Annotated in this window: 14 protein-coding genes; 4 read left to right on the top strand and 10 right to left on the bottom strand. The window is 71.6% G+C overall.

What is annotated here, in order from left to right; all coding sequences use genetic code 11:
• Positions 1 to 618: 618 nt before the first annotated feature.
• Positions 619 to 1911 (bottom strand): tyrosine--tRNA ligase, encoded by a 1293-nt coding sequence (gene tyrS, locus DLJ59_RS04295; protein ID WP_124771210.1) that lies wholly within the window; start codon positions 1909 to 1911, stop codon positions 619 to 621.
• 100 nt (positions 1912 to 2011) lie between these two features.
• On the opposite strand from tyrS, the gene DLJ59_RS04290 reads away from it, so the two are divergent.
• A complete protein-coding gene (locus DLJ59_RS04290; RefSeq protein WP_030335766.1) occupies positions 2012 to 2401 on the top strand; it encodes a PaaI family thioesterase in 390 nt (129 codons plus the stop codon).
• A 22-nt stretch (positions 2402 to 2423) separates the two neighbouring features.
• Here the strand turns inward: DLJ59_RS04290 and DLJ59_RS04285 are convergent, their stop codons facing one another.
• From DLJ59_RS04285 to DLJ59_RS04275, 3 genes are all read right to left on the bottom strand, one after another.
• Positions 2424 to 3755, bottom strand: a complete 1332-nt coding sequence (locus DLJ59_RS04285; protein WP_124771205.1) for a hemolysin family protein — start codon at positions 3753 to 3755, stop codon at positions 2424 to 2426.
• 179 nt (positions 3756 to 3934) lie between these two features.
• Positions 3935 to 4576: a hypothetical protein gene (locus DLJ59_RS04280; RefSeq protein ID WP_124771204.1), complete on the bottom strand. Its 642-nt coding sequence runs from the start codon at positions 4574 to 4576 to the stop codon at positions 3935 to 3937.
• 9 nt (positions 4577 to 4585) lie between these two features.
• Positions 4586 to 5086: a GNAT family N-acetyltransferase gene (locus tag DLJ59_RS04275; protein WP_124771203.1), complete on the bottom strand. Its 501-nt coding sequence runs from the start codon at positions 5084 to 5086 to the stop codon at positions 4586 to 4588.
• Positions 5087 to 5220: 134 nt separating this feature from the next.
• Here DLJ59_RS04275 and DLJ59_RS04270 point away from each other — a divergent pair, with 134 nt between their 5' ends.
• Positions 5221 to 6093: a universal stress protein gene (locus DLJ59_RS04270; RefSeq protein ID WP_124771202.1), complete on the top strand. Its 873-nt coding sequence runs from the start codon at positions 5221 to 5223 to the stop codon at positions 6091 to 6093.
• Here the strand turns inward: DLJ59_RS04270 and DLJ59_RS04265 are convergent.
• From DLJ59_RS04265 to DLJ59_RS04245, 5 genes are all read right to left on the bottom strand, one after another.
• Complete coding sequence (locus tag DLJ59_RS04265) at positions 6086 to 6721, bottom strand: FMN reductase (RefSeq protein ID WP_124771201.1); 636 nt, start codon at positions 6719 to 6721, stop codon at positions 6086 to 6088. The two genes, DLJ59_RS04270 and DLJ59_RS04265, sit on opposite strands and share 8 nt — an antisense overlap.
• On the bottom strand, positions 6718 to 7860 hold the full coding sequence (locus DLJ59_RS04260) for an LLM class flavin-dependent oxidoreductase (RefSeq protein WP_124771200.1): 1143 nt from the start codon (positions 7858 to 7860) through the stop codon (positions 6718 to 6720). The genes DLJ59_RS04265 and DLJ59_RS04260 overlap by 4 nt, the downstream gene beginning before the upstream one ends.
• Positions 7861 to 8022: 162 nt before the next feature.
• Positions 8023 to 8298 carry a ubiquitin-like small modifier protein 1 gene (locus DLJ59_RS04255; protein WP_124771199.1) on the bottom strand — a complete coding sequence of 92 codons (276 nt, stop codon included), beginning with the start codon at positions 8296 to 8298 and terminating at the stop codon, positions 8023 to 8025.
• Between the two features lie 2 nt (positions 8299 to 8300).
• Positions 8301 to 9386 carry a WD40/YVTN/BNR-like repeat-containing protein gene (locus DLJ59_RS04250; RefSeq protein WP_124771198.1) on the bottom strand — a complete coding sequence of 362 codons (1086 nt, stop codon included), beginning with the start codon at positions 9384 to 9386 and terminating at the stop codon, positions 8301 to 8303.
• An 88-nt stretch (positions 9387 to 9474) separates the two neighbouring features.
• On the bottom strand, positions 9475 to 10116 hold the full coding sequence (locus tag DLJ59_RS04245; RefSeq protein WP_124771197.1) for a DNA-3-methyladenine glycosylase: 642 nt from the start codon (positions 10114 to 10116) through the stop codon (positions 9475 to 9477).
• Between the two features lie 135 nt (positions 10117 to 10251).
• Here DLJ59_RS04245 and DLJ59_RS04240 point away from each other — a divergent pair, with 135 nt between their 5' ends.
• Both DLJ59_RS04240 and DLJ59_RS04235 read left to right on the top strand, forming a co-directional pair.
• Positions 10252 to 10692, top strand: coding sequence for a DNA-binding protein (locus DLJ59_RS04240; RefSeq protein ID WP_124771196.1), 441 nt, complete (start codon positions 10252 to 10254; stop codon positions 10690 to 10692).
• 77 nt (positions 10693 to 10769) lie between these two features.
• Positions 10770 to 11123, top strand: coding sequence for an MmcQ/YjbR family DNA-binding protein (locus DLJ59_RS04235; protein ID WP_124771195.1), 354 nt, complete (start codon positions 10770 to 10772; stop codon positions 11121 to 11123).
• Positions 11124 to 11166: 43 nt separating this feature from the next.
• Here the strand turns inward: DLJ59_RS04235 and argH are convergent, their stop codons facing one another.
• On the bottom strand, positions 11167 to 12630 hold the full coding sequence (gene argH, locus DLJ59_RS04230) for an argininosuccinate lyase (RefSeq protein ID WP_124771194.1): 1464 nt from the start codon (positions 12628 to 12630) through the stop codon (positions 11167 to 11169).
• Between the last annotated feature and the right edge of the window lie 17 nt (positions 12631 to 12647).

The following is a 12647-nucleotide window of genomic DNA, read 5'->3' as shown; positions in this document are numbered from 1 at the left end:
GCAACAAACAAATGTTGCCAAAGGAATCCCAACCAGCCAGCAAAAACTGACCAGTCCGGGGTATAAATCATAATTGGCACTGGCTTTACAAGCACCCTGTTGAGTTCTCAAAGAACAACCACACACCAACCAGAAGCCCCACCTCAGCGGAACCCCAACCGGGGCTTTCCGTACCCCGTACCCACCGCTATCAGCGCCAGGCACTTTTACTACGTTACCCGCCCGTTTCCGCCGTGTCAAACCGATGTTTCGCGGTCCGTCATGCTTCATTCGGTAATGCGGGCACCATGTCGTGACCGGCTTGCGCCGCTCTCGTCATGGATTCGGCAGGCCGGCCGTCGCGATTTCCCGCGACCCGCCCGGTGCCCTGCCGGTTCGTAACCATACCCGGTCGGTTTCGCCGCGCCAAATCCGCCTCGCGGCGTTTCTGGTGGCACCTCCCGGTCGGGGTTCCGGTGGGCATGCCCGCCCGACCCCCAGGCCGTTGGCCGGCGCTCCGGCCGTCTCAGGCTTTCGCCTGTTTCGTCCGTTCCGCGCTGGCAGAGAGAAAGTTACGCGTCCGGCGGGATGATCGTCAAATCCGCCGGACGCGTCCCCCGTCACATCGTCGACAGACGACTATTCGCCCAGCTCAACGCCGGCGAACGAACGCTTCCCCCGGCGCAGTACCAGGTATCGCCCATGCAGCAGATCGGCCGGCGAGACCTCGGCGTCCACAGCGGTCACCCGGTTGTTGTTGACGTAGGCGCCGCCCTCGGCGATCACCCGACGGGCCTCCTTGAGGCCATTCACCAGCCCCGAGTCCCGCAGCAGACCCGCCACATCCGGCAGTTCACCGGAGAGGCGTACGAGACCTGCCTCGGTCAGCGCCGCGCGCAGGGTCTCCGGCGACAGGTCGTCCAATGAGCCACGGCCGAAGAGCGCCTGGCTGGCAGCGATCGCCTGTCGGGTCTCGTCGGCGCCGTGCACCAACGTGGTCAGCTCCTCGGCGAGCGCCCGCTGGGCCAGCCGGGCCGCCGGCCGTTCAGCGGTAGCCTTCGCCAGCTCCTCCAGCTCGTCACGGGTCCGGAAGCTGAAGTACCGCAGGTAGCGGTCGACCTCCTGGTCCTCGACGTTGAGCCAGAACTGGTAGAACGCGTACGGGCTGGTCATCGTCGGGTCGAGCCAGACCGCGCCGCCCTCGCTCTTGCCGAACTTCGTACCGTCGGCCTTGGTGACCAGGGGCGTGGTGAACGCCTGCACGGGCCCCGCGCCCCGCCGTCGGACGTAGTCGACGCCGGCGGTGATGTTGCCCCACTGGTCGGAGCCACCGAACTGGAGCTGACAGCCGTGCCGCCGGTGCAGCTCGAAGAAGTCGTTTGCCTGCAACAGCTGGTAGCTGAACTCGGTGAAGCTGATGCCGGTCTCCAGCCGGGCCCGCACCACCTCCCGCGCGAGCATCTTGTTCACCGGGAAGTGTTTGCCGACGTCGCGGAGGAACTCGACGATCGACATCTCGCCGGTCCAGTCCAGGTTGTTGACCAACTGCGCCGCGTTGTCGCCGGTGTACGACACGAAGGGCGCGAGCTGCTCGCGGATCCGCTCGACCCAGCCGGCGATCACGTCGGTCGGGTTGAGCGCCCGCTCGGCGCTCTCCTTCGGGTCGCCGATCTGCCCGGTCGCGCCGCCGACCAGCAGCAACGGGCGGTGGCCGGCGAGTTGCAGCCGGCGGGCCATGAGGACCTGCATCAGGTTGCCGACGTGCAGGCTCGGCGCGGTGGGGTCGAAGCCCACGTAATAGGTGGCGGCACTCCCACCGTCGAGCAGCTCGCGCAGCTCGTCGAGGCCGGTCGAGTCCTGGATCAGGCCACGCCAGAGCAGGTCATCGGTCAGGGAGGCCCGCCCGGGGGGCGGGAGGCTGCTGTCGGTCACGGTCACCGATTCTCCCCCATCGTCGGCACGGACCCGTACCGGGTTTCGCGCAACTCGCCCCGGCTAGGCTTGCGCCCCGTTGATCGAGGAGGGCTTTGCCATGGAGATTCCGGATCTGACGGGCGGTTTGGTCGCCCTGCTCGGCCTCACGTTCGAGGAGGCGAGCGCCGACCGGGTGGTCATCAGCTGGCAGGTCCGCCCGGAGCTGCACCAGCCGTTCGGCATCCAGCACGGCGGGGTGTACTGCGCGGTCGTGGAGTCCGCGGCCAGCGTGGGCGGTGCCCTCTGGCTGGCCGACCGGGGCACTGTGGTCGGGGTGTCGAACCAGACCGACTTCCTGCGGGCCGTCCGCGACGGCGAGCTGACCGCCGTCGGCACTCCGGTGCACCGGGGCCGCAGCCAGCAGCTCTGGCAGGTGGAGATCACCGACGCCGATGAGCGGCTGGTGGCCCGCGGTCAGGTCCGGCTGCAGAACCTCTCGCCCGCCTGAGCGTCGACGTTCGGTGGGCAGGTCAACTGCGGGCCTCGTCCAGCACCGGCTCGGCGGCCTGGTCGGTGTCGACGTCGGCTTCGTCAGGCACCCGGCTGAGCCGTACCTCGGTGATCGCCCGGTGGTCGATGCCGGCCACGACCAGCACCCAGCCGTCCAGCGTGACGTCCTCCCCGGCGACGGTGGGGATGTGCCCGAGCCGGGCCAGCACCAGCCCGGCGACGGTGGTGTAGTCGCCGGCCGGTCGCGACGGCAGCTCCACGCCGATGTCCGGAAGGTCGTGCACCGGGAAGGTGCCGGGCAGCAGCAGCGCGCCATCGGGGTCGCGGCGTACCGAGTAGCCGTCCCGGTCGGTCTCGTCGTAGATCTCGCCGACGATCTCCTCCAGGATGTCCTCCAGCGTCACGATGCCGTCGACAGCGCCGCGCTCGTCCACGACGAGCGCGATGTGTTGACGCTCGGCCTTGAACTGACGCAGCGCGTCCACCACCGGTAGCGAGTCCGGCAGCAGCATCGGCGGTCGGGCGATCTCGTCGACCGGGCGGTCGTCGGGCACGCCCACCAGGTCACGCAGGTGGATCACTCCGGCCGTGTCGTCCAGGCCGCCGTGGCGCACGACCGGAGCCCGGGAGTGCCCGGTGGCGGCCAGCACGAGCCGCGCGGCCTCCGCGGTGGTTCCGCTGTCGAGCGTGAAGACCTGCAACCGGGGTACGAGGACAGCCCGCAACCGTCGGTCGGCGATCTCCACCGCGCCCGCGATGATGGTGCGCTGTTCCTTGGTGAAACCGTGGTTGCCGGCGACGATGTCGCGCAGCTCGTCCGGGCCAATCTCCTCCGGCTGGTGTTTGGGGTTGAGCCCGACCAGGCGGACCACCACGTCGCTGGTGGCGCCGAGCGCCCAGACGGCCGGCCGGGTGAAGGTGGCGAGCAGGTCCAGTGGGCGGGCCACCAGCAGCGCCCACCGCTCGGCGGACTGCATGGCGATCCGTTTGGGCGCCAGCTCGCCGAAGACCAGGGTGACGAAGGTCAGCGCGAGGGTGACCGCCACGATCGCCACCGTCTCGGCGGCGCCGCCGAACACCCCGAGCAGCGGCACCAGGGGTTTGGCCAGGGAGACCGCCGCGGCGGCGGAGGCCAGGAACCCGGCGAGGGTGATGCCGATCTGAATGGTGGCCAGGAAGCGGTTCGGGTCCTTGGCGAGGCGGGCCAGCACCCGCCCGGCCCGGCTGGTGCGCTCCAGCCGCTGGATCTGGCTGTCCCGCAGCGACACCAACGCCATCTCGCTGCCCGCGAAGAGCGCGTTGATCACGACCAGGACTCCGACCAGGGCCAGTTGGCTCCCGTAGCTCTGCACGCCCGGTTCGCTCCCTCGTGGTGGTGGCACCGGCCGCTACCCGCGGCCCCCGCCGGTCGGCGAGCCCGCCCGGCGTAGGCGTTGTCATTGCCCCGTCCGGTGCCGGCCGAATCCTGCCCAGGCGACGCTACGCCGAATCGGGCGGCGGTGACGCTACGCCGACGGGGGCAGCGGTGACGCTAGGCGGACGGGGGCGTGGATGACGCCGGGAGGTCGAGGACGTACGAGTCGCCCTCCGGGCGGAAGCCGAGCCGGTGGTAGTAGGGGGCGATCATCCGGGGCGGGCTGACCACCCGGTGGAAGCCGCGTTCGGTGAACAGGTGGCTGCGCCGGTAGACGAACTCGCCCGGGGTGAAGTCACGGAACTTCGGGGTCACATAGTCCAGGTCGATCTGGGCGACGCCGGGCGCCTCGGCGTGCGACAGCACCACACCGACCACCTCGTCGGCCGTGACCACGAGGAACGCCGAACACCCCGACGCGTCCGGATCCCAGTGGAAGTCGGGGTTGAACCGGGCGATGTCGGCGGCGTGCAGCCGCAGCGTGTGCGCGAGGAACTGGTCGCCGACACCGACCTCCACCACCTGGTAGGTCTTCTCGTCGTGCCGGGTGACGAGCATCCCGCGCAGGTACCAGATGTTGATCGCCGCGAGCACGACGTTGAGCCCGACCATGGGCCAGACCCCGATCGCGGCGTTGTAGCCGATCAGCACGACGCTGCCGACGAGGTTGAGCGCCCGAAGTCGCAGAACCCGCGACTGCAGCAGCGACCAGACCAGCACCGCGGAGCCGGCCCAGCCGACGAGATCCAACCAATTCACTCCGCGAGACTAGTGCCCGCCCAGGTCAGGGCCGTCGGCGGGCAGCTCCAGCAGCCACTCCTCGACGTCTTCGCCGCGGCCGTTCGCGTACCCCGAGTCTTCACCGACCACCACGAACCCGCACTTGCGGAGCACCGCGAGGGAGGCGGCGTTGTCCTTGGCGGCGCGGGCGTGCACCGGCCGGGGCAGCTCGCGCAGCAGGGCGGCCAGGGCCGCCGTGGCGTGGCCCCGGCCCCAGCGTTCCGGGTCGATCCAGTAGCTGACCTCGGTCTGGTCATCGACCGGGAAGGCGCTCACGTAGCCGACCACCTCGCCGTCGACCTCGACGGTGCGGACCCGGTTCGCCGGCTTGGTGAGCACCCGGGCCCAGTGCTGGGCGAACTCGCGACGGTCCGTGGGGTCCTTGGGGCCGAAGGCGGCCATCCGGTTGGCCTCCGGGTCCTGCTGGAACAGGAAGAACTCGACGAGGTCGTCCTCCAGGACCGGCCGCAACCGCAGATCGGAAGTCACCGGACGAGGGTACGCAACGGGGCTGTCGGAAAAAGAGGGACGCCGACTCAGCCGGTAACGCCGGGGCCGGCGCGTCCGGCCCCGCCAGCGCGGTCGGGCGGTCGACAATGACCTGACCGACCCAGGGAGCGCCGATGAACCGACCTGTCGTGGTGGGCGTGGACGGATCGCCGTCCAGCCTCGTCGCCGCCGAGCACGCGGCCCGGGCCGCGCTGCGCCGGTCCCGACCGTTGCTCCTGGTGCACGGATACCTGCATCCGTTCGGCTACGGCGTGCCGCTCAACCCGTACGAGATCGGGGTGCCGGTGCCCTCCGAGGAGGGGCAGAAGATGTTGGAGCGCACGGCGGCCGAGCTGACCGAGCGGTGGCCGGGCCTCGCCGTCGAGGGGCGTCAGGTCGCCGGTGGCCCCGGTGCCACCCTGATCGAGGAGTCTCACCGGGCCGAGCTGGTCGTGGTGGGCAGCCGTGGCCTGGGCGGGTTCGCCGGGCTGCTCCTCGGCTCGGTCGGCGCGCAGGTGGCCGCGCACGCGCACTGCCCGGTGCTGGTGGTCCGCCCGGACGAGCAGCCGATCCCGGTGGACGGCCCGGTGCTGGTCGGCGTCGACGGGTCCGAGTCGTCCCGACTGGCCGTGGGCTTCGGCGCCGACGAGGCGGCGCTGCGGGACGTGCCGCTGGTGCTGGTGCACATCGATCCTCCGGAGGGGGACCGGGCGGTGCCGGAGGAGATCGAGGAGTCGCAGGCCGCGTCCCAGGCCGAGGCGGTGCGGCTGTTGGCCGACGCCTCCGGCGCGGTGCGCGCCGAGCACCCCGACCTGGTGGTGCGGGAGCATCCGGTCCGGGCGGCCGGCGCGGCCCAGGGGCTCATCGAGGCCAGCGGCGCGGCGGCGCTGCTGGTCGTGGGCACCCGGGGCCGGGCCGGGTTCGCCGGTCTGCTGCTCGGGTCGGTCAGTCAGGCGGCGATCCAGCACGCGCACTGCCCGGTGCTGGTCGCCCGCCCGGTCAGCTGACCGGCGGGCCGTCACCTCGGCCGAGCATCTGCAGGAAGTCGGTGGTGAGGGCGAACGGGTCGGCCGGCCCGGTGGCCGGCGGCCGACGCTCGATCTGGTCGGCCAGCTCACCGGCGGCGCGCAGGATCCGAGCACGCAACGCGCCGTCGGCGGTGCCGTCCGCCCAGTCTTCCGGTGCGGCGAAGACCGCGGTCGGGACCACCACCGACCGGAGGTAGGCGAACATCGGGCGGACGGCGTGCTCCAGTGCCAGCGAGTGCCGGGCGGTGCCGCCGGTGGCACCGATCAGCACCGGCCGGTCGATCAGCGACTCGGAATCCAACACGTCGAAGAAGGACTTGAACAGCCCGTTGTACGAGGCGCTGAAGATCGGGGTGACGGCGATGATGCCGTCCGCCCCGGTCACCGTGTCGATGACCTCGCGCAACGCTGCCGGCGCGAACCCGGTGAGCATGTTGTTCACCACGTCGTGGGCGTACTCCCGCAGGTCGACGACGTGCAGCTGCACGTCGGAGCCGCGCCGGACCAACTCGTCGCGGGTAGCCGCGGCGAGCTGGTCGGCGAGCAGCCGGGTCGACGAGGGCTGGCTCAGCCCCGCCGAGATCACGGCCAGGGTGCGGCGGGTCATCGGGTCGCCCCCTCCGGCGCCTTGCCCGTCACGTCGTCGACGGCGTGCACGGTGCTGTCCTTGGCGCCGCCCGCGGCGGCGACCAGCGAGGCGTGGGTCGGCGCCGCCGGCACGTGCGCCGGGCGCAGCGCGTCGAACTCCTTGCGCAGCACCGGCACGACCTCCTCGCCGAGCAGGTCGAGCTGCTCCAGCACGGTCTTGAGCGGCAGCCCTGCGTGGTCCATCAGGAACAGTTGCCGCTGGTAGTCACCGACGTACTCCCGGAAGCCCAGGGTGCGGTCGATGACCTGCTGCGGGCTGCCCACGGTCAGCGGGGTCTCCCGGGTGAACTCCTCCAGCGACGGCCCGTGCCCGTAGACCGGTGCGTTGTCGAAGTAGGGCCGGAACTCCCGGACCGCGTCCTGCGAGTTGCGGCGCATGAACACCTGCCCGCCGAGGCCGACGATCGCCTGGTCGGCAGAGCCGTGGCCGTAGTGCGCGTACCGCTGGCGGTAGAGCGCGATCATCCGCTGGGTGTGCTCCTTGGGCCAGAAGATGTGGTTGGCGAAGAAGCCGTCGCCGTAGTACGCGGCCTGCTCGGCGATCTCCGGGCTGCGGATCGATCCGTGCCAGACGAACGGGGGCACGCCGTCGAGCGGGCGCGGCGTCGAGGTGAAGGACTGCAACGGGGTGCGGTACTTGCCCTTCCAGTCGACCACGTCCTCGCGCCACAGCCGGTGCAGCAGGTCGTAGTTCTCGATGGCCAGGGGGATGCCGGCGCGGATGTCCTTGCCGAACCACGGATAGACCGGGCCGGTGTTGCCGCGGCCCATCATGAGGTCCACCCGGCCGCCGGAGAGGTGCTGGAGCATCGCGTAGTCCTCGGCGATCTTCACCGGGTCGTTGGTGGTGATCAGCGTGGTGGCGGTGGACAGCAGCAGCCGCTCGGTACGCGCCGCGATGTAGCCGAGCATGGTGGTCGGTGACGACGGCACGAACGGCGGGTTGTGGTGCTCGCCGGTGGCGAAGACGTCCAGACCGACCTCCTCGGCCTTCAACGCGATCGCGACCATCGCCTTGATCCGCTCATGCTCGGTCGGCTCCCGACCGGTGGTCGGATCGACCGTGACGTCACCGACGGTGAAGATTCCGAACTGCATGACCAGCTCCTCGCGTGTCAACCGGGTGCCGTCGTGGTACCCGGACGCAGCTCACAACTTATTTGACGACGCAACTATTCCGTCGGCGGGACGCCTGGCAGTGGCGCCGGTCACCCCCGAAAACTGGACATTCGACTCGAAGGCCCTCTCGGTGGCGGCCGGTCAGCCGCCCGCCACCGAGGGCAACACCTGCACCTCCGCGCCGTCGCGGACCGGAGTGGCCAGACCCCCGGAGTGCCGGCAGTCTTCCCCGTCGACGAAGACGTTGACGTAGCGGCGCAGCTCGCCGCGCTCATCGCGGATGCGCCGCGCCAGCCGGGGATGCGCGACGGCCATCTCGTCGAGGACCGCCCGCAGCGTCCCGGCGGCGGTGACGTTCAGCCGACTCGCGCCCCCGGCCTCGCCGCGCAGCGGGCCGGGCAGCAGCACGGTGACCACGCTCAGACCGCCGCGGCGCGAACGCAGAGCACGTCGGGCAGGTGCGCCGCGACCACCGACCAGGAGTCACCCTCGTCGCGGCTGGCGAAGACCGAACCGGATCGGGTGCCGAAGTAGACCCCGCCGGGGCTGGCGTCGTCGGCGCACATCGCGTCCCGCAGCACCGCCGGATAGAACGGCCCCTCGGGCAGCCCCACCGAGAGCGGCTCCCACTTGCCGCCTGCGTCGGCGGAACGGAACACCCGGCAGCGGTGGTCGGTCGGGAACCGCTCACCGTCGGCCACCAACGGGAAGGTCCACACCATGCCGCCGCGCCCGGGGTGGGCCACCATCGGGAAGCCGAAGTCACTGGGCAGCCCATCGGCGATCGAGGACCAGGTGCGGCCGTCGTCATCGGAGCGGTAGACACCGTGGTGGTTCTGCGCGTACAGCCGCTCGGGGTTGCCGGCGTCCCGGGCGACCTTGTGCACGCACTGGCCGAACTCCGGCCACTCGTCGGGCATGAAGTAGGCGCGGATGCCGGTGTTGCCCGGCGCCCACGTCGCCCCGGCGTCCTCCGAGCGGTAGACCCCGCCGGTGGACATGGCGACCAGCAGCCGAGCCGGGTCACGCGGGTGGGGCAGCACGGTGTGCACGGCCTGACCGCCGAAGCCGGCCTCCCACTGGGGGCGGTGCGGGTGATCCCAGAGGGAACGGACCAGCTCGAAGCTGCGGCCACCGTCGGTCGACTTGAACAGGGCCGAGGGCTCGGTGCCGGCCCAGACCACGTCCGGCTCGTCGGGGCCGGCCGGCATCAACTGCCAGACCCGCCCGAGGGAGACGCCGGTGTCGGCCGGGAACGCGACCGGCGCCTGGTCGGGCTCGTCCCAGGAAGCGCCGAGGTCGTCGCTGGTGGCGACACTCGGGCCGAAGTGTGAGCTGGTCATGCCGGCGAGCAGCCGCGGGGTGGAACGACGGGTGTCGACCGCGACCGCGTACACACCGGTCATCGGAAAGTGCGGCCCGCTGATCTCCCAACTGCGCCGGTCGTCGGTGCTGGTGGCGAGAAACAACCCCTTTGCTGTGCCGATCGCGAGCAGCGTTGCCATAACGTCCTCCGAACCGTCGGTGAGCAGGTCCGGTGATTATGGCCACACCCCCCGACAGGCTCGGCCGCTCACACGCCGCCTCACGCGCTCAGCGCCGGATGCGGGGCACGTGCCGGCGGTACGCGCTGACCGTGGGATCGCCGTCGAGCCAGAACCGCCAGGGCAGGTCGTGCGCGCCGGTCACTCCCACCCGGGGGCCCGCCACCACCGCCTCCGGTGGCACCTGCCGGACCGGCGGCCGCAGCCGGACCGGGCCGTCGCCGAGCAGGTACGTCCCGTACGCCTCGCGGTCGATGCCGAGCGCGGAGCAGAGCCGGGCGGGCCCGCGGGCCAGGTCCACGTCGCGCCGGATGGCCGGTCGGCGCTCCCGTGCCGTGGCCAGCCCGTCAACCACCTCACCCGCGCGCAGCAGCACGGCGGTGGCCTCCCCCTCGACCCCGGTGACCACGTTGACGCACCAGTGCATCCCGTAGGTGAAGTAGACGTAGGCGTGCCCGGCGGGGCCGAACATCACGGCGTTGCGCGGGGTGCGGCCCCGATGGGCGTGCGAGGCGGGATCGCCGCCACTACCCGCGTACGCCTCGACCTCGGTGATCCGGACGGTGACCCCGCCGGCGTGCAACCGGCAGCCCAGCAGCCCGCGCGCCGCTGGCAGCAGTGGACCGGCGAGCAGGTCCGCCAGCGCCGCCAGGTCGGCGTCGCTGGTGCGGTCACTGGAGGACAGGGCCATGTTCCCGACGGTACCCATCCCGCCGCCCCGGCATCCGGGCGGGCGAGCCTCGCCCGGGTGTCGACGGCGGAGGCCGAGCACGGCCGACCTCAACAATCTGTTGACAACTGAACGTTGAGGGTGTGTGCTCGGGGTATGACGACGGACGATCCGTTCACCGCGCCCCACCCGGCCCGCGCCCGCGCCCACCGCACCCACGAGGCGTTACAGCGGATCAGCGAGCGGCACGCCGGCACCGACACCCAGCGGGGCCGGTGGGCCCACCCGTACGTGCTGGACCCGTGGGAGGCGGTCGCCCTGGTCACCGCGCTGGCCGCCGGCGGGGCCGAGCGCGAACCGGCCGAGGAGCCGATCGACGCCGCCGACCTGACCGCCGCGCTGACCCTGCTCCCCCACGTCCGCGCCGAGCTGGACGCCCTGGAGGCCGGCCTGTTGACGCTGGCCCGCGACCGGGGGCTGACCTGGCAGGCGATCGCGTACGGGTTGGGGTTGGGCAGCGCGCAGGCGGCCCGACAGCGCTACGAGCGGGTCGCCGCCCGCTCGTCCGAGCAGACCGCCGGATCCGGCGCGTCCTGAGCCGACACCCGGATCGGCACGTCTCGCCCGCGACACCGGTCGGGCGGGCACACTGTGCGCACGACGAGGAGGCACCCATGGAGCGCGCGGAGATGCTGGCGTACTGCCTGGCCAAGCCGGGAGCATGGCTGGACCAGCCATGGGAGGGCGACGAGGTGGTGAAGGTGGGCGGCCGGATCTTCGCGTTCCTCGGCAGCGCCGGGGGCAAACCGACGGTCGGCATCAAGTGCGGGCCGACCCGGGAGGTCGCCGACGAGTGGCTGCACCGGCACCCCGACGACGCCAGCGTGATGGCCTACATCGGCCGGTCCGGGTGGAACACGCTGCGCCTGGACGGCGGGATCGACGACGAGGAGCTGACCGAGGCGGTCGACTCGTCGTACGACATGGTGGTGGCCAAGCTCCCCAAGCGGGAGCGCCCGACGGCCTGAACCAGCTGCGGCGCCGGCGGCCAACGCCGACGCCGCAGCCCGGTCAGCGCGGGACGACCCGCTCGGCGGCCCACTCCCGCCAACTGGTCAGCCGGTCCGCCGCGTCGGCGAGCTGGTCGGCGACCGGGCCGGGGCCGGTGGAACCGGGGGTGGTCCGGGCCGCGAGGGCCGAGCGGACCGAGAGCACGTCGCGCACCGACGGGTCGAGGTGCCCGCTGATCGCGGCCAGATCCGCGTCGGAGACGTCGTTCAGCTCGCACTCCCGAGCCGCGCAGAGCGCCACCAGCTGGCCGGTGATCTCGTGCGCGTCGCGGAACGGCACATTGCGCCGGACCAGCCAGTCGGCGACCTCGGTGGCGAGGGAGAAGCCGACCGGGGCGGCGGCGACGAGGCGGTCCACCCGGACCGTCATCGTGGAGATCATTCCCGCCAGGGCCGGAAGCAGCAGCTCCAGGGTGTCGACAGCGTCGAAGGCCGGCTCCTTGTCCTCCTGCATGTCCCGGTCGTAGGTCATCGGCAGACCCTTGAGCATGGTGAGCACGGTCATCAGACCGCCGACCAGCCGCCCGGACTTGCCCCGGGCCAGCTCGGCGATGTCCGCGTTCTTCTTCTGCGGCATGATCGACGAGCCGGTGGCGAACGAGTCGTCCAGCTCCACCCAACCGAACTCGTGCGAGGTCCAGAGCACCACCTCCTCGCCGAGCCGGGACAGGTGCACCCCGATCAGCGCGGTGGTGAAGAGGAACTCGGCCACGAAGTCCCGGTCGGCGACCGCGTCCATCGAGTTGGCGAACGACGTACGGAAGCCCAGCTCCTTGGCCACCGCCACCGGGTCCAACGGGAGCCCGGAACCGGCCAGGGCGCCCGCGCCCAACGGGCTGATCGCCGCCCGGTGGTCCCAGTCGCGCAACCGCTCCAGATCACGCAGCAGCGGCTGCACGTGGGCCAGCAGCCAGTGCCCGAAGGTGACCGGCTGGGCGTGCTGGAGGTGGGTCATGCCCGGCGCTGCGGTGTCGATGTGCCGCTCGGCCTGCTCGACCAGCGCCTCGGCCAGCTCGACCAGCCGGCTGGCCACACCCCGGGCGTGGTCACGCAGGTAGAGCCGCAGGTCGGTGGCGACCTGGTCGTTGCGAGACCGGCCGGCGCGCAGCTTGCCACCGAGGCTGCCGAGGCGCTCCAGCAGGCCGCGCTCCAGCGCGGTGTGCACGTCCTCGTCGTCGATGGTGGGGCGGAACGACCCGGAGGCGCAGGCGGCCTCCAGGTCGTCCAGCGCGGCCAGCATCCGGCCCAGCTCCTCCGGATCGAGCAGGCCGGCGCCCGCGAGGACCCGGGCGTGCGCCCGGGAACCGGCGATGTCGTACGGGGCCAGGCGCCAGTCGAACTGCACGCTCACCGACAGTCGGGCGAGCGCCTCGGCGGGGCCACCCGCGAACCGGCCACCCCAGAGGCTCGTCCGGTTGGTGGCGGCGCTGTTCTCGGTCAGGCTCTTGTCGTCCACGTCGCCCATCATTGCTCTACTTGCCT

The organism is Micromonospora inaquosa, from assembly GCF_003857055.1.
Classification (GTDB): domain Bacteria; phylum Actinomycetota; class Actinomycetes; order Mycobacteriales; family Micromonosporaceae; genus Micromonospora; species Micromonospora inaquosa.
This window is presented reverse-complemented; position numbering and strand designations above follow the sequence as displayed.

Excerpts from the sequence above, each read along its gene's own strand:
- DLJ59_RS04290 (WP_030335766.1), top strand. The coding sequence starts at position 2,012 with ATGGAGATTCCGGATCTGACGGGCGGTTTGGTCGCCCTGCTCGGCCTC.
- DLJ59_RS04270 (WP_124771202.1), top strand. The coding sequence starts at position 5,221 with ATGAACCGACCTGTCGTGGTGGGCGTGGACGGATCGCCGTCCAGCCTC.
- DLJ59_RS04265 (WP_124771201.1), bottom strand. The coding sequence starts at position 6,721 with ATGACCCGCCGCACCCTGGCCGTGATCTCGGCGGGGCTGAGCCAGCCC.
- DLJ59_RS04260 (WP_124771200.1), bottom strand. The coding sequence starts at position 7,860 with ATGCAGTTCGGAATCTTCACCGTCGGTGACGTCACGGTCGATCCGACC.
- DLJ59_RS04250 (WP_124771198.1), bottom strand. The coding sequence starts at position 9,386 with ATGGCAACGCTGCTCGCGATCGGCACAGCAAAGGGGTTGTTTCTCGCC.
- DLJ59_RS04245 (WP_124771197.1), bottom strand. The coding sequence starts at position 10,116 with ATGGCCCTGTCCTCCAGTGACCGCACCAGCGACGCCGACCTGGCGGCG.
- DLJ59_RS04240 (WP_124771196.1), top strand. The coding sequence starts at position 10,252 with ATGACGACGGACGATCCGTTCACCGCGCCCCACCCGGCCCGCGCCCGC.
- DLJ59_RS04235 (WP_124771195.1), top strand. The coding sequence starts at position 10,770 with ATGGAGCGCGCGGAGATGCTGGCGTACTGCCTGGCCAAGCCGGGAGCA.
- argH (WP_124771194.1), bottom strand. The coding sequence starts at position 12,630 with ATGGGCGACGTGGACGACAAGAGCCTGACCGAGAACAGCGCCGCCACC.